Genomic DNA, 21,471 nt, shown 5'->3' on the forward strand with positions numbered 1-21,471 from the left:
CCCCCCCCCCCCGGGGGGGGGGGGGGGGGGGGGGCCGGCGGCCGTCTACCAGTCACTCTTGGGGGCGTGAGGCCGACTGGCAGGCCTCGGACAGAGAGGGGAAGTCTCCGTGTTAGCTATGTTGAAATTAATCGTGGCGGAGAAGCGTTCCAAAAGAGGCAAGATCGTGGCGGCGCGCTTTTCCGCCTCGCCCCCTCACGGTCGCGCCGCCCGACGCTGCGGCCAGGCGTTCGCGAGCAGCAGGCCGGGCACCACCAGGGCCGCCCCGAGCAGGTGGTAGCGCTGCAGCTGCTCGTCCAGCAGCAGCACCGCCAGGCCGGCGTTGTAGAGCGGTATCAGGTACATCAGCAGCCCGGCGCGGGCCGCGCCCAGGGAGCGCTGGATCAGCCCGTAGACCTGGTAGGCGGCGAAGCCGGCGACCAGGGCGATCAGCAGCACGAAGCCGACGGTGCGGCGGTCAAGGCTGGGCAGTCCGACCGCCATCGCCTCCCAGAGGTGGCCGGGCAGCAGCACGGCGACGCCGCACAGGCAGATCGCGGCGAAGCGGGTCATGCCGTCGAGCCGGCTCGGCACGTAGCGCAGCACGACCGAGTAGACCGCCCAGCAGAGCGCCGAGGTCGCGATCCAGAGATCGCCGACGACGAAGCGCAGGCCGAGCAGCACGTCCGGGTCGCCACGGCACACCAGCACCACGACGCCGGCCAGGGCGCAGGCGGCGCCGGCGATCTGCGGCGCGCCCAGCCGCTCGCCGAAGAACAGCGCCGCGAACAGCCCGATGAAGACCGGCGAGGCGGCGTAGATCAGGCCGATGTTGGTCGCGCTGGTGGTGTCGGCGCCGATGTAGACGAAAGCGCCGCAGATGCCCATGCCGAGCGTGCCGAGCAGCAGCAGGCTGCGCCATTCGGCGAGCGCCGCCCAGCGCTGGCGCCAGAGGTCGGCGCCGCACAGCGGCAGCAGCAGGAGCAGCACCAGGAACCAGCGCCAGAAGGCCAGCGCGACCGGCGGGATGAAGTCGGCGGTGGCGCGCGCGACCAGGATGTTGGTGGCGAAGAGCGCAGGCGCGACCAGCAGCAGGGCGTAGGCGATCCGCCGGCCGCGCGGGCCCTCCATCAGGGCGCCCGACAGCAGCGCCTTCACGGCTGCGGCCTCACGACTGCAGTCTCACTGCGCCTTCACCGGCGCGTCACGGCGCCGGCTCGCCCATGTTGCGCGGCCGGAAGATCAGGTACCAGACCAGGCCGACGATCTGCAGCGCCAGGAAGACGCCCAGGGCGACGGAATGGGCCTCGGCCGGATAGCGGCCCTCGGCGTCCGGCTGCCAGAGGTCGAGGATGCCGCCGATCGCGTACTGGACGCCGAAGACGGCGAAGAACATCACGAGGTTCACCGCCGTGTTGGCCCGCCCGGCATAGGCCAGGGGGAAGGAGCGCGCCAGCAGCGGAAAGACGTAGACCGTGCCGAGGTTCGAGAAGAAGCCGAAGGCGATCCAGGGCCACATCGCGTGCACGTCGAGCCGGAACACCAGCACCGCCTGGATCGCGGCGAAGATCAGGATGTCGGCGATCAGCAGCTTCTCGAGCCCGATGCCGAGCTTGCGCAGGCGGTCGGCGAGCAGGCCGCCCGCCATGAAGCCGACGGTCAGCGCTATCGCGGTGACCAGCAGGTAGCGCGCGACCTCGGCCTGGTCGAGGCCGGCGACGTCGCGCAGCCAGGGACCCGCCCACAGCGTGTGGACCGCCAGGCCGGTCGCCAGGCTGGCCGTCGCCATCGGCACGAGCGCCCAGTAGACCCGGCTGGCGAAAATCCGGCGCACGCCGGCGAGCTGGTCCGAGAGCCGCCCCGGCGCCGGCTGGTCCGGACGCTCCGGCACGACGAAGTAGATCGCCAGGGCGACCAGCACGGTCAGGCCGGACAGGATCGCGAAGAGGCCGCGCCAGTCGGTCAGGCTCATCGCCAGCTCGACCGGCTCGGTCGCCATGGTCGCGCCGAGCCCGCCCATGGCCAGCACGCAGCCGTTGAGCAGCGGCCAGCGGTCCTGGTCGAACCAGACGGAGATCGCCTTGAAGGAGGCCATCAGGCAGCCGGCGACGCCGAGGCCGATCAGGGCACGGCCGGCGATCAGCTGCGCCAGGTCGTCGCCCAGCGAGAAGACCAGCGCGCCCCCCGCGGCGACCAGCAGCAGCACGGTCTGGACGCGGCGCGCGCCGAAGCGGTCGAGCAGGACGCCGAGCGGCAGCTGGAAGCAGGCGAAGGCCAGGAAGTAGGCGGCGGTCAGCAGCCCGAGATCGCTGGCGCTGAGCGCCAGGTCGTCGATCAGGCGCCCCGAGATCACCGCGTTCACCGAGCGGTAGAGGTAGGACAGGAAGTAGCCCGAGGCGAAGGGCAGGTAGACGGTCAGCAGGACACGCGACAAACCGGGTTGCCGCGGCCGGCCGGCGCCGGCTTCGGAAGACAGCGGCATGGGGTCGGTCTCGTCTGCAGGGTCCAAGGGCGCGCGCCCGGGTTCGCGCCCGGGCCGCCGGCTTCGTTCGGCGCGAGACTAGGGTCGCCGGGCGCCCTCGGGCAAGGCATGGCAGCCGTGCGGGCCGCTGTCCGCGCCGCGGGAGGTTGCGCGCAGCGGACAATCGCCTAGCTTGGTGGCCATGACCGGCCGCCCGCCCCGCGCTCTCTGGTACACGGCCCCGGGCCGGGCGGAGCTGCGCGAGGCGCCGCCGGGCCCGGCCGCCCAGGGCACGGCGCTGGTCCGCGCCCGCTGGGGCGCGCTCAGCCGCGGCACCGAGTCCCTGGTCTTCGCCGGCCGCGTGCCGGCGAGCCAGGGCCAGTGCATGCGCGCGCCCTTCCAGGAGGGCGACTTCCCCTTCCCGGTCAAATACGGCTACGTCTCGGTCGGCGAGGTCGAGGAGGGCCCGCCGGCGCTGCTCGGACAGACGGTCTTCTGCCTGCACCCGCACCAGGAGTTCTACCGCGTGCCGGCCGAGGCGCTGCTGCCCCTGCCGGCCGGCCTGCCGCCGGAGCGCGCGGTGCTGGCGGCCAACCTGGAGACCGCCGTCAACGCCCTCTGGGACGCCGGCCCGCGCGTGGGCGACCGCATCGCCGTGGTCGGCGGCGGCCTGCTCGGCTGCCTGGTCGCCTGGCTGTGCGGCCGGATCCCCGGCTGCGCGGTCACCCTGGTCGACCTCGAGCCGGCGCGGCGCTCGGTCGCCGAGGCGCTCGGCGTCGGCTTCGCCGCACCCGAGGCGGCGGCAGGGACCACCGGCGACTGCGACCTGGTGTTCCACTGCTCGGCCAGCGCGGCCGGCGCCGCGACCGCGCTCGGCCTCGCCGGCTTCGAGGCGACCCTGGTCGAGCTCTCCTGGTACGGCGACCGGCCGGTGGCGCTGCCGCTCGGCGAGGACTTCCACGCCAAGCGCCTGACGCTGCTGTCCTCCCAGGTCGGCAGCGTCGCGACGGCGCGCCGGGCCCGGCGCAGCCACCGCGACCGCCTGGCCCTGGCTCTGGCGCTGCTGGCCGAGGCGCCGCTCGCCTCCCTGTTCACCCACGAGCTGACCTTCGCCGAACTGCCGGAGGCCCTGCCCGCCCTGCTCGGCCCCGGGGGCGGCGCGCTCTGCGCCCGGATCCGCTACGAGCCCTGACCCGCAAACGCCCCCCAGCAACGATCCCGAGGAGCCTGCCCGCCGATGTTCTCCCTGACCGTGCGCGACCACGTCATGATCGCCCACAGCTTCCGCGGCGCGATCTTCGGGCCCGCCCAGGGCCTGCACGGGGCGACCTACCTCGTCGACGCCGAGTTCCGCCGCCGGTCGCTCGACGCCGACGGGCTCGTCGTCGACATCGGCAAGGCCGGCGAAGCGCTGAAGGCGGTGCTGGCGCCGATCAACTACCGCAACCTCGACGAGCTCGCCGACTTCGAGGGCCGGAACACGACCACCGAGTTCCTGGCCCGCTGGATCTGGCAGCGGCTGGCCGAGGCGATCGCCGCGGGCACGCTCGGCGAGGCCGCGCGGGATCTCGAGGCGCTCAAGGTGACGCTCGGCGAGTCCCATGTCGCCTGGGCCGCCTACGAGGCGGACCTGCCCGGGTGACGCGGGCCGGTACCCCTCTGGCCTTCGCCGTGCCGGGTCGCCTGGAGACGCTGACCGGCGGCTTCCTCTACGACCGGCGCATCCTCGAGGGCCTGCGCGCGCGCGGCCGGGCGATCGAGGTCCTCGAGCTGCCGGAGGGCTTTCCGCTGGCCGGCCCGGAGCTCCTCGCCGAGGCCGCCGCCCGCCTCGACGCCCTGCCCGACGGCTGCCCGCTGGTCGTCGACGGCCTGGCGGCCGGAGTCATGCCGGAAGCGATGGCGCGGCTGGGCCGCCGCCTGCCGCTGCACATCCTGGTCCACCACCCGCTCGCCGCCGAGACCGGCCTAACGCCGGCGCAGGCCCAGGCGCTGCGCGACAGCGAGCGGCGGAGCCTGGCCGAGGCCCAGGTCGTGGTGACGACCTCCCGGGCGACCGCCGAGGGCCTGCGCCGCGACTACGCGGTGCCGGCGGCGCGGCTGCGCGTCGTGCCGCCGGGCACGGAGCGCGCGTCCCTGGCGACCGGCAGCGCCGCGGGCGCGCCGCCGCACCTGCTGAGCGTCGGCGCGCTGATCCCGCGCAAGGGCCAGGACCTGCTGGTCGAGGCGCTCGGGCGGCTCGCCGCCCTGCCCTGGCGGCTGACCCTGGCCGGCGCGGCGCGCGACGCCGCCTTCGCCGCGCGGCTGCGGGCGCGGATCGCGGCCCTCGGCCTGGCCGGCCGGATCCGCCTGCCCGGCGAGGTCGAGGCGGCCGAGCTGGCGCCGCTCTATGACTCCGCGGACCTCTTCGTCCTGCCGTCCCGGCTCGAGGGCTACGGCATGGCCATCGCCGAGGCGCTGGCGCGCGGCCTGCCGGTGGTCTGCGGCGACAGCGCCGCCATCGTCGGCGAGCTGCCGCCGGGCAGCCTCGCCAGCCTCGCCACGGCCGATCCCGATGCCCTGGCCGGCACCCTGGAAGCCCTGCTCGCCGAGCCGCAGCGGCGCCGCGCCCTCGCCGCCGCCGCGCGCCGCGCCCGCGAGCTGCTGCCGAGCTGGGACGAGGCGACCCTGGCCTTCGAGCGCGCGCTTGCGGAACCCTGGACGGCAAGGCCGGCGGCCGGGGGAACCCGGACGGACGTCGGCCGTCTTTCCTGCGATGGGTGACTTCACCGCCGACTGGCTGGCCTTGCGCGAAGCGGCCGACGCCCGCAGCCGCGATCGCGGGCTGCTGCGTCTGCTCGAAACCTGGGCGCCGGAGCGCAGCGGGCTCAGCGTCCTCGACCTCGGCTGCGGCAGCGGCGCGAACCTGCGCGCGCTGGCGCCCTACCTCGGCGTCGGCCAGCGCTGGACCGCCGTCGACCACGACCCTGCCCTGCTCGCCCGCCTGCCGGCCCAGCTCTCCGGCGCCGGCTGGTCGGCGACGCTGGAGACGCGCTGCGCCGACCTCGGGGGCTTCGACTGGCCGGCGGCCGACCTGGTCACCGCCTCGGCGCTGCTCGACCTCGTCTCGGAGCGCTGGCTGGAGGACCTGATCCGGCGGCACCCGGGGGCCCCCTTCTACTTTGCCCTGAGCATCGACGGCCGGGTCGAGCTGGCGCCGCCGCACGCCGCCGACGGCCCGGTGCTGGACGCCTTCGCCGCCGACCTGAGAGGGTCGAAAGGCCTCGGCCAGGCCCTGGGTGGCGAGGCGCCGGCGCGCGCCGAGGACCTGCTCCGCGAGGCCGGCTACCAGGTCGCGACCGCCGCCAGCGACTGGAACCTCGGCCGCGAGGACGCGGCCCTGGCCGAGGCCTGGCTGAGCGGCGTCACGGCCGCCGGAGAGGTTCAGAAGCAAGTCGAGAAAAGTGTCGTAACGAATTGGCTTTCAAGCCGTCTGGAAGATCTGGAGGAGGGCCGTCTGGGCCTGCGCGTCGGCCACCGCGACCTCCTCGCCCTGCCGCTTTCCGGCTGACGCGGCCCTAGCCGCGCAGCGCGAAGTCGAACAGGACGTCCTCGCCCATGACGTAGCGGCGGCAGGGCGCGCGCAGCGCCTCGTCCAGGGTCCGGGCCGGCGGCAGCGCGAGGCCGCGGCGGCCGCCGCCGAGCAGCAGCGGCGCCACGCAGATCTGCAGGCGGTCGAGCAGGCCGGCGGCGAGGAAGCGCGAGACCGTGATGCCGCCGCCCTCGACGAAGAGCCGCCGCAAGCCGCGGTCCGCGAGCCGCTCGACCAGGTCGGGCAGCGACAGCGCGCCGTCGTGGCCGGCGACGACCAGCCGCTCGGCCCGGCCGGGCGCCTCCCCCGGCGCCAGGCAGACCTGCAGAGTCGCAGCCTCGCCGTCCTGGAAGATCCGGTGGTCCGGCCGCAGCGCGCCGCGGGGATCGAGCACCACGCGCACCGGATGCTCGCCCGCGACCCGGCGCACCGTCAGACGCGGATCGTCCACCGCGACCGTGCCCGCGCCGACCAGGACCGCGTCGGCAAACGCCCGCAGCCGGTGCAGGTGGTCGAGGTTCTCCGGCCCGTTGATCGCGTCGAGCCGGCCCTCGAGCGTGCCGACGAAGCCGTCCAGGCTCTGGCCGAGGTGGCCCAGGCACCAGGCCGGCCGTTGCAGCGGCTCGTAGAGGCCGGCCTCGGCCGCGAGCAGGCCCTCCTCGGGCGAGGCACCGGTCATGGCTGCCTTCCCCGCCGCGCGGCTACTCGCGGATCGCCTCGAGCTCGATGATCACCTCGACCTCGTCGCCGACCAGGCCGTCGGCGACGCCGTAGTCCATGCCGAACTCGCTGCGCAGGAAGCTGGTGCGCGCCGAGATGCCGGTGACGTAGGTGTCGCCGAAGGGATAGGGCCCGGTCTTGTTCCAGGTGACGTCCAGCGCGACCGGACGCGTCACGCCGCGCAGGGTGAGGTCGCCGGAAACCGTGCCGCTGCGCGCGCCGGCCGGCTCGGCGCCGGTCATCACGAAGCGGATCTCCGGGTGCTCGTCCTCGTACAGGAAGTCGTCGCTCCGCAGGTGCTCGTCGCGGCGGCGGTGCTCGGTCTCGATGCTGTCGGCCTCGATCGTCACCTCGAGATCCGACAGGCTCGGGGCCTGCTCGTCGAACTGGAAGCTGCCGCTGAAGTCGGTGAAGCGGCCGAGCACCTTCTGGTAGCCGATGTGGGAGACCAGGAAGGCGATGGTCGTATGCTCGGGATCGATCTCGTAGCGCGCCGGCTCGGCGCGCGCCGCGGTCGAGGACAGGAAAACCAGCGCCAGGGCCAGGGACGGGCCTAGGACCGGGGCGCGGCAGAGGGCGGCGGGGGGCAGAGGGCTCATGGGCGGTCTCCAGGGTCGGTTCGTCGGAGCGTCGCGACGTCGCGCAGGAAGGAAGCGACGAGCAGGGCCAGCGCGCCCGCCGCCGCCGGTTCCGCGACGGCCGCGGGCACCCCCGGCACCAGGCAGCCGACCAGCACGCCCGCGGTCAGCACGTAGGCCGCCTTCCGGCTCCAGCATGGCGCGAGCGGCCGGCGCAGCCAAGGCCCGAGCCGTCCCGCGGCGACGAAGAGGTAGCGCAGCGCCCCGGCGAGCAGGATCCAGGGGCCGAGGCGGTCCTGATCGACGGCGAGGCCGGCCAGCACGGCCAGGAAGAAGGCGTCCGACTCCAGGTCGAAGCGGGCGCCGAAGGCGCTCGCCCAGCCGCCGCGCCGCGCCGCCCAGCCGTCGAAGCCGTCGAGCAGCAGGGCGAAGCCGGCGACCGGCGCCGGCAGCCAGGCGAGCCCGGGCGGCAGGTCCTGGCCGATCAGGGCGGCCAGCCAGCAGGCCACCGCCGCCCGCAGCAGGGTGATGGCGTTGGCCGGCCCGAAGCGGGTCAGCGGCAGGTGGCCCGGCAACCCGAACAGGACGAGCAGCGCCAGGCCGGCGTAGAGCAGCAGGGCCCGCACGGCGATCGCCGGCGCCAGGCCGAGCGCCCAGCTCGACCAGAGTCCGAGCAGGCCGAGCAGCAGGCCCGCCGCCGCCAGGGACAGCAGGCCGCTGCGCAGCAGGCGATGGCGCGCCCGGGTGGGGTCCGGGCCCTCGCCGCTCCACGGGCAGAGCAGCGCGATCCGGCTGGAGGGGGCCTGACCGAGGGGCGGCGGGCTGCTATAGCTGTGCTCCGTCATCGCCCCAGCCTAGCCTGGATACGCCCGCCGTGATCGCCCGAAACTTCGCAGACCTGACCTGGCCCGAGGTCGAGGCGCTCGACCCGGAACGCACCGTCCTGGTGCTGCCGGTCTCGGCCACCGAGCAGCACGGCCCGCACCTGCCGCTGTCGGTCGACGCCGAGATCAACCGCGGCATCCTGCGCCAGGCCACGGCGCAGATGCCCGGCGACCTGGGCGCCCGCATCCTGCCCGAGCTCGTCTACGGCCGCTCCGAGGAGCACCAGGCCTTTCCCGGCACCCTGACCATCGAGCCCGGGCGGCTCGCCCACGTCTGGCACGACATCGGACGCTCCCTGGCCCGCGCCGGCCTGCGCAAGCTGGTGATCTTCAACAGCCATGGCGGCCAGCCGCAGATCCTCGACCTGGCGGCGCGCCGCCTGCGCGTCGAGCGCCGCATGCTCGTCGTCCAGGCCGACTGGTGGCGCCTGGCGCCGCCGGCCACGGTGCTGCCGGCCGGCAGCCTGCCCGAAGCCGAGCTGCGCCACGGCATCCACGCCGGCGCGGTCGAGACCTCGATGATGCTGTTCCTGCGTCCCGAGCTGGTGCGCCGCGAGCGCTTCGCCGAGTTCGCCTCGGCCAGCGCCGGCTGGGCCGCGTCCTACCGCCACTTGAACGCGCTCGGTCCGACGCCCTTCGCCTGGATGACCCAGGACCTGCACCCCTCCGGCGCCTGCGGCGACCCCCGGCTGGCCTCGGCCGAGCTCGGCGAGCGGCTCGTCTCTGCGGCCGCCGAGGCGCTGGTCACGCTACTGCGGGAGACGGCGGACTTCCCTCTGGAGAACCTTCGGGAGCGGTGAGCCGCCAGGCGGCGCCGTCGCTCAGGCGTTCGACCGTCTGCGGGTCGGCGAGCAGCAGCGCCTGCTCCTTGCCGGTCAGCTCGACGCCGCGGGCGAACTTGACGCGCGCGTCCTCGAGCGCCGCGCCGGCCGGCGCGGTCTCGCCGACCGCGGCCAGGATGGCGCTGTGCAGGGTCCAGAGGCCGCGGTCGCCGGCAACGGCAGCGAGCGGGTTCTCGATCGGCTCGGCGGCGGCGGCAGCGGCGAGCTGGCGCGCTCGCAGCACGACCGTCGGCGGCGCGGTTTCCTCGGGGATCAGGAACAGGCCGCGGCGCGCCAGCCAGGCGCCGACCGAGCGCTTGGCCGAAAGCCAGCTCAGCAGGGGCGTCAGCAGCAGGCCGCCGGCCAGCGGCACGTACCACCAGCCGAGCGTGCCCGGCAGCAGGCCCGCGGCGATGCCGAGCAGGATGCCGATCGCGACCTCGCCGCCATGGGCCTTGAGCGCGGCGCCGAAGGGAAAGTCGCCCTCGCGGCGCTGCTGCGGGCGCCAGCCGCTGTCCGCGCCCGACAGGGCCTCGATGACGAAGCGGCTGTGCAGCAGCATCATGGCCGGCGCCAGCAGCGTCGCGATCACGCTCTCGAGCAGCAGCGACAGGGTCAGGCCGAGCCGGCCGCCGAGCTGCCGCGCCAGGGTGCCGTCGAGCATCGCCTCCAGCCAGGCGATGACCTTGGGCACGAACAGCAGCACGAGGCTGAGCCCGAACAGGCGCAGGGCGTCGGCGGCGACCGAGGCCGGCCAGACCGGGAAGGGATCGCCCGGCACGAAGTAGTCCGGCGTGGTCAGGGCCTGCTCGAACCCGAGCAGCAGCCCGCCGCAGAGGAACAGCAGCCACAGCGGCGCCGCGACATAGGACAGGATGCCCATCAGCAGGTGCGCGCGGCTGAGCGCGTGCAGGCCCTCGGCCGGCACCACGGCGGCATGCTGGATGTTGCCCTGGCACCAGCGCCGGTCGCGCACCGCGAAGTCGAGCAGGCTCGGCGGCGGCTCCTCCCAGCTGCCGCCCAGCTCGGGGCACATCCAGACCTTCCAGCCGGCCCGGCGCAGCAGCGCCGCCTCGACGAAGTCGTGGCTCAGGATGGCGCCGCCGAAGGGCCGGCGCCCGGGCAGCTGCGGCAGGCCGCAGCTGCCGGCGAAGGCGGCGACCCGCAGGATCGCGTTGTGGCCCCAGTAGTTGCCCTCGCCGAGCTGCCAGAAGGCCTGGCCCTGGGCCGCGGTGCGCCCGACCAGGGCGCCGGAGAACTGCTGGAAACGGGCGAAGAGCGAGGTCCGGCCGATCGAACGCGGCGGCACCTGGATCAGCGCCACCTCCGGATTGGCGGCCAGGCGCCGGACCATCTCGACCATGGTCTCGCCAGACATCAGGCTGTCGGCGTCGAGCACCAGCATGAAGTCGTAGCCGCCGCCCCAGCGCGTCACGAAGTCGGCGAGGTTGCCGCTCTTGCGCTCGTGGTTGACCGCCCGGCGCCGGTAGAACAGCCGGGCGCGGGGCCCGAGGCGCTGGCGCAGCGCGGCCCAGGCGGCCTCCTCCGCGAGCCAGACGCCGGCGTCGGTGGTGTCGGAGAGGACGAAGAAGTCGAAGCGCTCGGCGGCACCGAGCCGCTCCAGATCCTCGATCATCGCCTCGAGGTTGGCGAAAACCGGCCCGGTCTCCTCGTTGTAGATCGGCATGACCACCGCCGTGCGGCGGCGCTGCTCGGCGTCAGGCTCGGCGCGCCGGAAACCCGCGGGACGCCAGCCGCCGAGCCTCGCCAGCGCGCCGGCCAGCGACGCCCAGGCGGGGATCGCGATCCAGAAGGTCAGCAGGCCGAACAGGCCGAGCAGAGCCACGTCCAGCGCCTGCCAGCCGTCGACCGCCAGCACTCCGCCGAAGGCGGAGGCGGCGATCGCCGCGGTGATCGTCGCCGCGACGAAGACCAGCGAGCGGTTCAGGACCGCTTCGAGACGCTGCACGCGGGCCATGAAGGCTCAGCCGCTCAACGGCGGTCGTCGCGGCGCGTGGGGATCGACAGGGGAACGGGTGCCAGACGCTCCGGCTCGCCGAACAGACGGCGCAGCGGCGCCGGCTCCAGGCGCTGGACCGGCATCGCCAAGCGCTGCGTCGCCGGAACCACCAAGTCCCCGGCGTCGAAGAGAACGGCCGGAGATGCCGGCACGACCGTCACCGGACCGGGCTGGGACCCCGCCTGTTGCGTCATCTCAAAGTACCTCATGCGTAGGATGTCCAGATAGCTTGGAGCGCCCTCTCCGGCGCGCAAGCCGCTACCGCCACCAAATGAATGCAACGAAGCGCGGCGAGCCTGCGGACGCTCCATGGCGAGAATGCGTTTTTGGGCGAGGAGTTCCCTTGCCCCGCCGAAGGGCCGCCTCGCGCTCCCCGCGGCGGGGCCAATCTGGCGGCCGCCGGTCGCTTGTCGCGCGTACCCCGATACTATAGAAACGCTGCAAGACTTTCCGGGGGCGGTGCTTGGCGAACTCTTCGCGCATTCTGGTCGTAGAGGACGACGCGCAGGTCCGCGCGATGGTATCCACGCTCCTGGGGCGGGCGGGCTACCGGGTCGAGGCGGTCCCGCGCGCCCGCGACATGCGCAGGGCCGTCGCGGAGGGCGGCGTCGACCTCGTCCTGCTCGACGTCCTGCTGCCCGACGGAGACGGCTTCGAGGCGCTGCGCCAGCTGCGCGAATCGAGCGACCTGCCGGTCATCATGCTGACCGGTGTCGACGGCCCCGACGACCGGGTCCACGGACTGGAATCGGGCGCCGACGACTACGTCTGCAAGCCCTTCAACCCGAACGAGCTGATCGCGCGCGTACGCAGCGTGCTGCGTCGCGCCGACGGTCTCGGCCGCGCCATCGACCCCAGCGGAACCTCGACCGTCTACAGCTTCACCGGCTACGACATCGACGTCACGCGCCGCACCCTGACCGACGGCGGCGGCCGCGACATCGAGCTGACGGCCGGCGAGTTCGACCTGCTCCTGGCGCTGGCCGAGGCGCCGAACCGGCCGCTGTCGCGCGACCAGCTGCTCGACAAGACCCGCTCGCGCGAGTGGTCGCCCTACGACCGCTCGATCGACGTCCTGATCGGCCGCCTGCGCAAGAAGATCGAGGAGAACCCGGGCAAGCCGGCGCTGATCAAGACCGTGCGTACGGTCGGCTACGTACTCGCCGCCCAGGTCGAGCGCCGCCAGATCCGCCGCGTCCCGCTGAACGCCGGCTGAGCGCGGGCCGGGTGCCGGCGCGGCGCCGGCCCTGCGCGGTCCTGACTGGCGGGACCTCTACGAAGAGTTGCAGCGCTGATGTGCCCGGCGGTGCCCCTGGACCCCGGATCGCGGCATCATTCCGGACATGCGCCGGCCGGGCCTCAGCTCTTGTAGTCCGGCTCCTCGCGGTCGAGGCGGCGCAGCAGCGCCCGCCATTCCAGCTGCCCGGCCGTCGGCGTGCCGACGTCGAACTGCGCGGCGGCGTGGGCGCACACCTCGGGGGCGGGAAGCGTGACCGGACGGCCGCCGGCCAGCGCCGCGACCTGCAGCTCGCAGGCCTTGTTCAGGTAGTACATCAGGCTGAAGCCCTCGGCGACCGAGCTGCCCACGGTCAGCAGGCCGTGGTTGCGCAGGATCATGCAGGGCTGGTCGCCGAGGTCGCGCTGCAGCCGCCCGCGCTCGTCGAGGTCGAGCGCGATGCCCTCGTAGTCGTGGTAGGCGAGGCGGCCGTGGAACTGCATCGACATCTGGTTGAGCGGCAGCAGGCCTTCCTGCTGGGCCGCCACCGCCATGCCGGCGACGGTGTGGGTGTGGACCACGCACTCGGCGTCGTGGCGCACCTGGTGGACGGCGCTGTGGATGGTGAAGCCGGCGGGATTGACGTCCCAGTTGCTGTCCTCGACCGGCTTGCCTTCGAGGTCGATCTTGACCAGGCTCGAGGCCGTGATCTCCTCGAACAGCAGGCCGTAGCCGTTGATCAGGAACTGGTCGTGGCGCCCGGGCACGCGCGCCGAGATGTGGGTGTAGACGAGGTCGGTCAGGCCGTAGCGCGCGATCAGGCGGTAGCAGGCGGCCAGTTCGACGCGGCGGCGCCATTCCTCGGCGCTCCAGCGCGAGCGGCCGGCGCCGGCATCGGCGACAGACTCGGCGGCAGACTGAGGGGCGGCCTGGGGGGCGAGATCGGTCATCGAGTGCTCCTTGTCGGGTGGGCGGCAGCTTAGGCGCGGGACGCGGACGGGTCCAGGCGGGGCCTCGGCGGGTAGTGTCTCAGTTTGAAATCCGCAGCCCTTGACGCGGGGTTCGCTCGACGCCCCGGCTCCCTATATGCTTAGGGGCAAGCATGGGAGGGCCGTGAGCCTTGAGCAAGGCTGAGATCAAGCGAGACATCGACACCAAGCTGGAGACGATCCAGCTTAACTGGCATGAACTTGCCACCAAACCGCACACCCCGGCAGAGCGGCGTCAGGTCAGAGCAAGCATTGAAGCTCATATCGCTGAGCTGCCGGGGCTTCTTGCCGCATACGAGGATGCCGATGCCTAGAGGCCCCAAGGGCGAGAAGCGCCCCGCCGACGTGGTTGGCGCCGCCGTCATGGTCGCTCGCATCGCCACTGGCGAGATCGAGGAGCAGACCGAGCAGGACGACGGCAAGGACAAGGCCGCGCAGGCCATGGGCCGGAAGGGTGGCAAGGCGCGCGCCGATAGCTTGACGCCAGAGCAGCGCAGGGAGATTGCCCGAAAGGCTGCCGAGAAGCGGTGGGCTAAGTAGGCGGGCCCTTTAGCTTCTTCTGCGTCCGCAGTCGGGCTTTGACTTCCTTGATCGGCGGTTCCACAGGCAAATCTTCTGGCAGTGCGGATCCGCTCTCGGCGATCACTTGGCGGACCCGTTCTGCAACGTCACGATTGCGGCGGATGGCCGTGGATTCGCTGTTGACGCCTTCGCGCGACAGCACCTGTGTAGCTAGGTTCATCTGGAAGTCGTTGGCCGACAGCTCCAGCGGGCCGGCGCGATCCATCAACTTCTCACCGGGCGTGAGCCCCTTCCGGTCCAGGACTTCTTTGAGGGGCGCGCCATAGAGGCCGCGGTATCTGGCGTCGTGGAACACGCCTTGGTGTGTCGGGCGAACCCCCGCCTCTTGCGCGGCCTTGCTTACGCGCTTGTGCGAGTTCGTTACGCGCTCGCGAAGTTCCAGCCGTCGCTCGTCATGGGCAAGCTGCGCGTCGGAAGCATCGCGCAGTTCCATACGGCGGGTCTGCACGGTGAAGTAGGCTTGAGCCGCCGCGATCTCCGGCTTGGTAGGATCGCCGTTCATCGCAACGAGATAGCAGGCCGTCCGGCTCAGAAACCAATCCGGGACCTTTCGCTGCCCACCCTTGCCGAGTCTCATCATAGCCGACGTCTGTCGGAAATGATGGCGCGGTGTCACTCCGATGCCTGCGCATGCGCTCAGTGCTCTGTCCATCGCACCCTCGAAGCCCTCCCATGTGTAACCCAGGACGGGGCATATCTCCCTGGCAAGCCAATAGTCGGCCCCTGAGGGCGACACGTGCTGGATCTCGCGAAGGCGCTCCATGGTTGCCTTATAGTTCGGGGCCTCGGGAAGTTCGGTCACGTCGGGCATCTGCACCTCGCGCGTTGATCTGATGTTGATGCTGTGCGAAGCTATCACATCACGTCACATCTGCGCTAGGAGCAATGCCCATATGGCTGACCGTCGCCAGATCGAGAGCATGATCAAGAAGAAGGAGCAGGAGATTCAGGCTCTTGAGGGGCAGGTTCGAGAGGCGAAGGTTTACCTTCAGGCGCTCCAGGACGTGCTGAAGAGATTCCCGAGAGAGACGGCGAGCGACCCGAACGCAGCCACGAGCCTGCGACCTGGAAGTATGGTCGCCAGGGCCAAGGATGCGATTCAGCAGGCGGGGCATCCGCTGCACGTAGACGAGATCCTGAGAGCTGAGGGGAAAGAGCTTAACCGGCCGAACCGCACAGCTCTTGGCGGGTCGCTCTCAGCCTATGTGCGCAAGGGGATGATCTTCACTCGGACAGCGCCCAACACGTTCGGCCTTGTCGACCTTCCGGAGCCCGCTGAACGGCATGAGCCACCGCCAGACTTCGGGACAGAGCCGCCCGCACCCGACTCGCCCGACCTAGACGACGATATCCCTTTCTAGAGTGAACTGTTGTTCTTGACGCTAAGCAAGAGAGTTTATATATGAGGGGTATGAACAAGCTCCCCCTCGCCAGGCGCGTCCAGATCCTCGCCATGCTCGTGGAGGGATCTTCCATGCGGTCGATCTCGCGGGTCGTCGGCGTCTCGATCAACACCGTGACCAAGTTGCTGGTCGAGGCCGGGGAAGCCTGCCTTGAGCACCACGACGCCACGGTGCGCGACGTGAAGGCCAAGCGCGTCCAGTGCGATGAGATCTGGTCGTTCTGCTACAGCAAGCAGAAGAACGTCGAGGCGGCGAAGCGGAAGGATCTGGCCTACGGCGACGTTTGGACGTGGACGGCCATCGATGCCGACAGCAAGCTGATCGTCTCCTACATGGTTGGCGGCCGGGACAGCGAGTACGCCATGGGCCTGATCGACGATCTGCGCCAGCGCTTCGCCGGCCGGGTGCAGCTCACCACGGACGGTCACAAGGCTTACCTAGAGGCGGTCGAGGGTGCGTTCGGCAGCGACGTGGATTATGCCATGCTGGTGAAGCTCTACGGCACGGCTCCGGAGGCTCTGCGGGGCCGCTACAGCCCGGCCGAGTGCATCGGCGCCCGCAAGGAGCGGATCGAGGGCGACCCGGACCTGAAGCACATCAGCACGAGCTACGTCGAGCGGCAGAACCTGACCATGCGCATGTCCATGCGCCGGTTCACCCGCCTGACCAACGCCTTCTCAAAGAAGGTCGAGAACCACGTTCACGCGCTGGCGCTCTACTTCACGTTCTACAACTTCTGCCGCATCCACAAGACGCTGAAGGTCACGCCCGCGATGGCCGCTGGTGTCAGCGACACGCTGCACGACATGGAGTGGATTGTGGGGCTGATCGACGCGCGGGCGCCGGCGCCGAAGCCGCGCGGGCCCTATAAAAAGCGCGCCAGATAGCCTATGTTAGAGGGCCTAGGACTTGGGCCTGACCGGCTTGTCACGGCTCCGCCGGTTCGTGTAGGGGATGGTTCTAGCTCAAGGAGGAGCCCAACCAAATGGCTGACCGCAAGCAATTTCTTTCTACCAGAGCGGCTGACGAGGAGCTGGTGGCCTTGCTCGCCGCTGCGCGCGAGCGAGAGGTCACGGAGGAGGATCTGCACGAGCAGCGCATCAGCTTCGCCTATGGCAACGCGATGCAGACGGACGAGATCACGAAAGACAGTGTCCGCCGCGCCTCGCAAAGCATCCGCCTCAGAGCGTAGAACTAGGCCCGCAGTGCGGGCCTTTTTCTTATGTCCGTAAGGAAAGAAGATAACGAACAGCTCTTCTATCGAGTGCAGGAGCAAAACCTCCTGCGCCAATATGATCTCCTTTCCAATTGTATTGAGATTGGATTAGAGAAGGGTATCGAGGCGTTCGACAAGTACACACTGTGGTGCCTTAACCAAGTTGCTGTGTCGAATATTGCTCAGTTTGGCGGTAGATACCGGAAAGATCCAATATACGTCGGCAATCACGTCCCTCCGCACTTTGACCGCGTGGCAGACGAAATGGATAGGTTCTTTTCTGTCGTCCACGAGAACTGGACGATACTTAAGCACCCTACTGCGCTGCCCGCCTACGCACTGTGGCGCCTCAACTGGATACACCCGTTCGTAGAAGGAAACGGGCGGACTGCTAGAGCGGCCTGCTACTATCTCATTTGCATGAGGCATGGCGCGCTGCTCCCCGGCCGGAAGATCGTGCCGGAGCGCATAAGAGAGAACCGGGCCCCCTACTATGCCGCGCTCCAGGCTGCCGATCGCGCCTGGAATGAAGGGCACTTCGACGTGTCCGAATTGGCGGACTACCTGCAAGGGCTCCTGAAGGCGCAGCTTCAGGACGCCTAGCCGCAGATTTCAAACTGAGACACTACCCCTCGGCGAGATCCCTCAGGCGCTCGGCGCGGCACCGCCCGGCGCCAGGGCGGCGACCTCCCGGCGCAGGGCGTCGGCGATCCGCTCGGCCACGTCCTGGCCCTCGCCCCTCCCGGCCAGCTCGGCGGCGCGGACCGGCCGGCCGATGTGGGCCGTGACCTTGGCCAGGCGCGGCCGGGCGCGGTCGCGCGGCCAGGCCTCGAAGGTGCCATCGAGGTAGACCGGGACGATCGGCAGGTCGAGCCCCTGCACGATCTCGCCGACGCCCGGCAGGAAGCGCTGCAGGTGGCCGTCGGGCGTGCGCCAGCTCTCCGGGAACCAGACCAGCCCCTCGCCCGCCGCCAGCACCGCCTTGCCGGATTCCAGCACGTTGCGGGCGTCGCGCTCGTCGACCGGTAAGACCCGGAAGATCCGGCTGAACAGCCGGGTCAGCGGCCCCCGGAACAGGCGCTTGCGGTTGCCGCTCCAGGTCAGCCGGCGGCGCAGCCTCGGGGTCAGCGCGGCGGCGACGACGCTGGGATCCAGGTCGCTGGCGTGGTTGGCGACGATCAGGAAGGGCGCGTCGTCCGGCAGGTGCTCGCGGCCCTGTGCCTCGAAGCGGAACAGCAGCGCCATGAGCAGCGCGTTGAGCCCGTGCAGCAGCTCGGCGACGGCGCGCAGCGGCCAGGGCCGCTCGGCGAGCCAGGCGCCGAGATCCGGCGCCGGCTGGGCGCCCTCGCCCGGCTCGGCGTCGCGCACCGCCTGCAGCAGGTCGCGCGCCGTCGCCAGGCGCTCGACCGTCGCCTCGGGCAGGGAGATGCCGAGGCGGCTCTCGAGCTCGAGCGACACCGAGACCCAGCCGAGCGAATCGATGTTGAGGTCCATCGCCAGGTCGGCGTCGGGATCGACCCGGCCGCCGGACGCGCGCGCCGCCAGAATCTCGACGGCGACCGCCGCCTTGGGATCGGCCATCAGCGCCCGGTCCTCGGCGCTCGGCTCCCTGGCCTCGGGCTGCCGGCCGGCCTTGGCGTCGTCGTAGAGCCTCGGCAGCAGGAAGCGCCGGTACTTGCCGAGCCGGGTGCGCGGCGGCGGCTCGCGCAGCAGCGCCAGCCCCGACAGCCGCTGGTAGGCCGGCAGGGCCCGGCCGAGCTCGGTCAGCGACACGCGCACCGCCTCCTCGGGCCGGGTCAGGCCGGCGGCCTTGATCGCCGACGAGTCGGGCACGACCAGGGCGACGAGGTTGCCGTCCTTCTCGAGCACGGCGACCTCCTGGACGTAGTCGCTCTTGCCGTAGTGCTTCTCGAGCTCCTCGGGAAAGACGTTCTTGCCGCCGCCGAGCACGATCAGCTCCTTGGCGCGGCCGGTGACGAAGAGGTAGCCGTCCTCGTCGATGTGGCCGAGGTCGCCGGTGCGGAACCAGCCGTCCTCGGTGAAGGCCGTGGCGTTGGCCTCCTCGTTGTCGCGGTAGCCGGCGAAGACGCTGGGGCCCTTGAGCTGGATCTCGCCGCCAACGGGTCCTCCGGCGGTATCCTCGCGGTCCTCTGTCTCCTCGAGCGGCACGATGCGCATCTGGCCGACGCCGAAGGCCTTGCCCTCGCTGCCGAGCCGCGTCGCGCCCGGCAGGTTGCCGGTGAAGACCGATGCGGTCTCGGCGAGGCCGTAGCCGCTGCGCACGTCCCAGCCGAGCACGGCCAGCTTCTTCTCGGTCTGCCAGTCGAGCTTGGCGCCGCCGGAGACCAGCAGGCGCAGCGAGGGCGCGATCTTGGCGCGCATGAAGCCGAAGAGCCGCCGGCCGAGATTGAAGCCGGTCCTGCGTCGGACCCACCAGGCGAGGTCGAAGAGCCGCCGGAGCAGCCCGCCGACGAGATCGCCGCGCGCCGCGACCTGTCCGTCGACGGCGGCGACCAGCGCCGCGTAGAGCCGCGGCACGCCGATCAGCAGCGTCGGCTCGGCCCTGGTCAGGGCGTTGCGCAGCAGCGGCCCGGTGACGCCCTCGGGGAAGGTCACCGAGGCGCCCAGGTGCAGCGGCGTCAGCAGGCCGACTGTCAGCGGGTAGACGTGGTGCAGCGGCAGCGGCAGCAGGAAGCGGTCGCCCTCCCAGGCCAGGCCGCTTTCGCTCAGCGCCTCGATGTTGGCCCAGAGGTGTTCGTAGGTCAGCGCGAAGACCTTGGGCGCCCCGGTGGTCCCGGAGGTATGGACCAGCATCGCCTCGCTCGCCGGCTCGACCTCGGGCAGCGGTCCGTCGCCCTCGGACAGCAGCTCGCGCCACGAGGGCGCGCCGGAGGCTTCCTCCTCGAGGGCGTAGAGGCGCAGGCCGAGCTTGTCGGCCAGGGGTCCGGCGGTCTCGAGGTGATGGGCGGCGGCGAACAGGAAGCGGCAGCCGGAGTCGCGCGCCTGCTGCTCGATCTCGGCGGCGTCGGCCAGGTCGTCGATCGCCGAGGCGAGGCCGCCGGCGGCGCCGATCGCGAGGCGCACCGTCACCCAGGTGGCCGAGTTCGGGCCAAGGATCCCGACGCTCTGGCCGGTCTCCAGGCCGGCGTCCCGCAAGCCGCGGGCCAGCCGCCGGGCCTGTCCGGCGAGCGCCGCCGCGCCCAGCGACACGACCCGCTCGCCCTCGAGCCACTGCAGCGCCGGCTTCCCGCCGCGCCGTTCCAGGGCCGCGAGCAGCGTCCCGATCGTCCAGCCCTCGGTCATGCCTGCTCCTTGATTCGCGTGACTCCCGGGACGCCCCGCCAGGCGAAGCCCCTGGGGGGCAGATTGGCCCACGCGGCCGCCGATCAAGCAAAGCCTGTTCGGAATCGGCCGGGATTCCGGCGTCAGCTGAGGTGCTTCTGGCAGAGGTGGCGGATCTCGATGCGGGCGTTCTGCAGCCCGCCGGCCGAGTCGCGCGGCGTCACGACCTGCAGCGCCAGGGTCTCGCGGCTCTGCGCCGGGGCGACGCCGAGCCCCTCGTAGACCAGCGGCGCGACCGGCCCCTTGCCGACCGTCGAGAGCGCGAGCAGGGCCTCGCCGCCGCCGCCCTCGATCGTCGGCAGGATCTGCTCGGCGGGCCCGCGCGCGGCATAGTTGGCGGCGTAGTCGCGGCCCTGCAGGGTGCGGACGTAGCCCGGCGTGCGGCCCCAGGGCAGGCGCACTATGCCGAGCACCAGCCGGTCGGCGCCGCCGGGCCCGCCGACGGCGTTCGAGCAGACCTGGAGCACGACGAGGTGGGTGATGTGGCTGCAGCTGGCGCGCAGGCAGTAGCCGACGACGATGCCGCCGTCGCTCTGCGGCCTGAGCTCCTCGATCAGGGCGCCGGCTCGGCGCTCGCGGCGCGAGACGCCGATTTGGCCGCCCGGCACCGGCATGAAGTGCTCGGGCGCCGGCAGCTGCGCGCGAAGCGGATCGCCGTCGAGGGCCTGCGCGGCCCCGCCCGGCGAGGCCGAGGCGAGCACCAGGCAGACCAGGAGGGCGAGCACCAGGGGGGCGCAGAACGACACCAGGGGCAAGCGCGTCACCTTCCTCCTCCCGGCCACTGCAGCCTCCCGCAAGCATAAACGCCATCGGCCGCGGGTGGATCCCCTACTTTGCGGGCGGGTCGATGGCGGGCGGCCGCGCCTGCTACGGGCGGCGCTCCAGCAGGTCGGCGAGCCGCTCGAGGAAGGTCCGCACCTCCCCGGGGTCGACGAGCCGCAGGCGGGCCGCGGTCTCGCGGTCGACCTCGCCTTCCAGCACGATGCAGACGCCGCGCTCGCCGAGCGCCTCGAAGGCGGTCTCGTCGGTGACGTCGTCGCCCAGGAAGATCGGCAGGTGCTCCAGCCCGATGCCCTCCCCGATGCCCTCCTGGGCCATCAGGGCGAGCACGGCGCGGCCCTTGTGCCAGTCGAGCGCCGGCTGCAGCTCGAAGACCTTCTTGCCGGACATCGCCTTGATCTGCGGGTGACGCTCGAGCTGCGCGGCGACCGCGGCTTGCACCTGCCCGACCGCCGCCTCCGCCACGTGCCGGTAGTGGACCGCGACCGAGAAGCGCTTGCGCTCCAGCACGACGCCCTCGAGCCCGCCGAGGCGCCGGCGCAGGTCGGCCTCGGCGGCGTCGATCTGCGGCACCAGGGCCGCGACCTCCGGCGGCTGCGCGCTGCTGCCGTCGGGGTGGAGAATATCGAAGCCGTGCTCGCCGGCGTAGGTCACGCCCTCGAGCTCGACCAGCCGGCGCAGCGTCGCCAGGTCCCGGCCGCTGACCAGGGCGACCGGGCACAGGCGCGCGAGCCGCTGGAGCACCGGGCGGGTCGCCGCGGGCAGCAGCGCCTGGTCGGGCTGGGCGGCGATCGGCGTCAGGGTGCCGTCGTAGTCCAGGAACAGCGCCGCCCGGCGACCGGCCAGCCGTTCGGCCAGCGCGTCGAAGCAGGCGAGCGCGGAGGGCAGCTCGGAGATCAGCAAGGGGGGCCG

The 21,471-nt window shown here is 71.9% G+C and carries 24 protein-coding genes; 12 read left to right on the top strand and 12 right to left on the bottom strand.

Annotated elements, in window-relative coordinates:
- Positions 1 to 195: 195 nt before the first annotated feature.
- Positions 196 to 1,137: a DMT family transporter gene (locus WD341_RS05010; RefSeq protein ID WP_368424331.1), complete on the bottom strand. Its 942-nt coding sequence runs from the start codon at positions 1,135 to 1,137 to the stop codon at positions 196 to 198.
- Between the two features lie 46 nt (positions 1,138 to 1,183).
- Positions 1,184 to 2,461: a nitrate/nitrite transporter gene (locus WD341_RS05015; protein ID WP_368424332.1), complete on the bottom strand. Its 1,278-nt coding sequence runs from the start codon at positions 2,459 to 2,461 to the stop codon at positions 1,184 to 1,186.
- Between the two features lie 181 nt (positions 2,462 to 2,642).
- On the opposite strand from WD341_RS05015, the gene WD341_RS05020 reads away from it, so the two are divergent.
- The 4 genes from WD341_RS05020 to WD341_RS05035 are packed head-to-tail and all read left to right on the top strand — an operon-like array spanning position 2,643 to position 5,987.
- Positions 2,643 to 3,632 (top strand): zinc-binding alcohol dehydrogenase, encoded by a 990-nt coding sequence (locus WD341_RS05020; protein WP_368424333.1) that lies wholly within the window; start codon positions 2,643 to 2,645, stop codon positions 3,630 to 3,632.
- A 45-nt stretch (positions 3,633 to 3,677) separates the two neighbouring features.
- Complete coding sequence (locus WD341_RS05025) at positions 3,678 to 4,082, top strand: 6-pyruvoyl tetrahydropterin synthase family protein (protein ID WP_368424334.1); 405 nt, start codon at positions 3,678 to 3,680, stop codon at positions 4,080 to 4,082.
- Complete coding sequence (locus WD341_RS05030) at positions 4,079 to 5,200, top strand: glycosyltransferase family 4 protein (protein ID WP_368424335.1); 1,122 nt, start codon at positions 4,079 to 4,081, stop codon at positions 5,198 to 5,200. The genes WD341_RS05025 and WD341_RS05030 overlap by 4 nt, the downstream gene beginning before the upstream one ends.
- Positions 5,193 to 5,987: a methyltransferase domain-containing protein gene (locus tag WD341_RS05035; RefSeq protein WP_368424336.1), complete on the top strand. Its 795-nt coding sequence runs from the start codon at positions 5,193 to 5,195 to the stop codon at positions 5,985 to 5,987. The genes WD341_RS05030 and WD341_RS05035 overlap by 8 nt, the downstream gene beginning before the upstream one ends.
- Positions 5,988 to 5,994: 7 nt before the next feature.
- On the opposite strand, the gene WD341_RS05040 is transcribed toward WD341_RS05035, so the two are convergent.
- Genes WD341_RS05040 through WD341_RS05050 form a run of 3 tightly spaced genes read right to left on the bottom strand, consistent with a single transcriptional unit; the run spans position 5,995 to position 8,151 of the window.
- Positions 5,995 to 6,687, bottom strand: coding sequence for a RibD family protein (locus WD341_RS05040; protein ID WP_368424337.1), 693 nt, complete (start codon positions 6,685 to 6,687; stop codon positions 5,995 to 5,997).
- A gap of 22 nt (positions 6,688 to 6,709) precedes the next feature.
- Positions 6,710 to 7,327 (bottom strand): YceI family protein, encoded by a 618-nt coding sequence (locus WD341_RS05045; protein WP_368424338.1) that lies wholly within the window; start codon positions 7,325 to 7,327, stop codon positions 6,710 to 6,712.
- Positions 7,324 to 8,151, bottom strand: coding sequence for a CDP-alcohol phosphatidyltransferase family protein (locus WD341_RS05050; RefSeq protein WP_368424339.1), 828 nt, complete (start codon positions 8,149 to 8,151; stop codon positions 7,324 to 7,326). Before WD341_RS05050 ends, WD341_RS05045 begins: the two co-directional genes overlap by 4 nt.
- Before the next feature lie 29 nt (positions 8,152 to 8,180).
- Here WD341_RS05050 and WD341_RS05055 point away from each other — a divergent pair, with 29 nt between their 5' ends.
- Positions 8,181 to 8,990, top strand: a complete 810-nt coding sequence (locus WD341_RS05055) for a creatininase family protein (protein ID WP_368424340.1) — start codon at positions 8,181 to 8,183, stop codon at positions 8,988 to 8,990.
- Here the strand turns inward: WD341_RS05055 and mdoH are convergent.
- On the bottom strand, positions 8,935 to 10,989 hold the full coding sequence (gene mdoH / locus WD341_RS05060; protein WP_368424341.1) for a glucans biosynthesis glucosyltransferase MdoH: 2,055 nt from the start codon (positions 10,987 to 10,989) through the stop codon (positions 8,935 to 8,937). The two genes, WD341_RS05055 and mdoH, sit on opposite strands and share 56 nt — an antisense overlap.
- Before the next feature lie 14 nt (positions 10,990 to 11,003).
- Positions 11,004 to 11,225: a hypothetical protein gene (locus WD341_RS05065; RefSeq protein WP_368424342.1), complete on the bottom strand. Its 222-nt coding sequence runs from the start codon at positions 11,223 to 11,225 to the stop codon at positions 11,004 to 11,006.
- A gap of 269 nt (positions 11,226 to 11,494) precedes the next feature.
- Here WD341_RS05065 and WD341_RS05070 point away from each other — a divergent pair, with 269 nt between their 5' ends.
- Positions 11,495 to 12,247, top strand: coding sequence for a response regulator (locus WD341_RS05070; RefSeq protein WP_368424343.1), 753 nt, complete (start codon positions 11,495 to 11,497; stop codon positions 12,245 to 12,247).
- 143 nt (positions 12,248 to 12,390) lie between these two features.
- Here the strand turns inward: WD341_RS05070 and WD341_RS05075 are convergent, their stop codons facing one another.
- Positions 12,391 to 13,197 carry a class II aldolase/adducin family protein gene (locus tag WD341_RS05075; protein ID WP_368424344.1) on the bottom strand — a complete coding sequence of 269 codons (807 nt, stop codon included), beginning with the start codon at positions 13,195 to 13,197 and terminating at the stop codon, positions 12,391 to 12,393.
- Positions 13,198 to 13,367: 170 nt separating this feature from the next.
- On the opposite strand from WD341_RS05075, the gene WD341_RS05080 reads away from it, so the two are divergent.
- The gene (locus WD341_RS05080) at positions 13,368 to 13,550 is read left to right on the top strand and encodes a hypothetical protein (protein ID WP_368424345.1); all 183 of its coding nucleotides are present in this window, start codon (positions 13,368 to 13,370) and stop codon (positions 13,548 to 13,550) included.
- Positions 13,543 to 13,776: a hypothetical protein gene (locus WD341_RS05085; RefSeq protein ID WP_368424346.1), complete on the top strand. Its 234-nt coding sequence runs from the start codon at positions 13,543 to 13,545 to the stop codon at positions 13,774 to 13,776. Before WD341_RS05080 ends, WD341_RS05085 begins: the two co-directional genes overlap by 8 nt.
- Here the strand turns inward: WD341_RS05085 and dinD are convergent.
- Positions 13,769 to 14,629 (bottom strand): DNA damage-inducible protein D, encoded by an 861-nt coding sequence (dinD, locus tag WD341_RS05090; RefSeq protein WP_368424347.1) that lies wholly within the window; start codon positions 14,627 to 14,629, stop codon positions 13,769 to 13,771. The two genes, WD341_RS05085 and dinD, sit on opposite strands and share 8 nt — an antisense overlap.
- Positions 14,630 to 14,711: 82 nt before the next feature.
- On the opposite strand from dinD, the gene WD341_RS05095 reads away from it, so the two are divergent.
- The 4 genes from WD341_RS05095 (at position 14,712) to WD341_RS05110 (ending at position 17,040) form a co-directional block, all read left to right on the top strand.
- Positions 14,712 to 15,179 carry a hypothetical protein gene (locus WD341_RS05095; RefSeq protein WP_368424348.1) on the top strand — a complete coding sequence of 156 codons (468 nt, stop codon included), beginning with the start codon at positions 14,712 to 14,714 and terminating at the stop codon, positions 15,177 to 15,179.
- Positions 15,180 to 15,229: 50 nt separating this feature from the next.
- Positions 15,230 to 16,108, top strand: coding sequence for an IS1 family transposase (locus tag WD341_RS05100; RefSeq protein WP_368424349.1), 879 nt, complete (start codon positions 15,230 to 15,232; stop codon positions 16,106 to 16,108).
- Between the two features lie 98 nt (positions 16,109 to 16,206).
- Positions 16,207 to 16,413, top strand: coding sequence for a hypothetical protein (locus WD341_RS05105; protein ID WP_368424350.1), 207 nt, complete (start codon positions 16,207 to 16,209; stop codon positions 16,411 to 16,413).
- 30 nt (positions 16,414 to 16,443) lie between these two features.
- Positions 16,444 to 17,040 carry a Fic family protein gene (locus tag WD341_RS05110; RefSeq protein WP_368424351.1) on the top strand — a complete coding sequence of 199 codons (597 nt, stop codon included), beginning with the start codon at positions 16,444 to 16,446 and terminating at the stop codon, positions 17,038 to 17,040.
- A 42-nt stretch (positions 17,041 to 17,082) separates the two neighbouring features.
- Here the strand turns inward: WD341_RS05110 and WD341_RS05115 are convergent, their stop codons facing one another.
- From WD341_RS05115 to otsB, 3 genes are all read right to left on the bottom strand, one after another.
- Entirely contained in the window at positions 17,083 to 19,740 is a 2,658-nt protein-coding gene (locus WD341_RS05115; RefSeq protein ID WP_368424352.1) for an AMP-binding protein, read from the bottom strand.
- A gap of 122 nt (positions 19,741 to 19,862) precedes the next feature.
- Entirely contained in the window at positions 19,863 to 20,543 is a 681-nt protein-coding gene (locus tag WD341_RS05120) for a hypothetical protein (protein ID WP_368424353.1), read from the bottom strand.
- A gap of 103 nt (positions 20,544 to 20,646) precedes the next feature.
- Entirely contained in the window at positions 20,647 to 21,462 is an 816-nt protein-coding gene (gene otsB / locus WD341_RS05125; RefSeq protein ID WP_368424354.1) for a trehalose-phosphatase, read from the bottom strand.
- Positions 21,463 to 21,471 lie beyond the last annotated feature (9 nt).

Source organism: Tistlia sp. (genome assembly GCF_040905785.1).
GTDB lineage: Bacteria > Pseudomonadota > Alphaproteobacteria > Kiloniellales > DSM-21159 > Tistlia.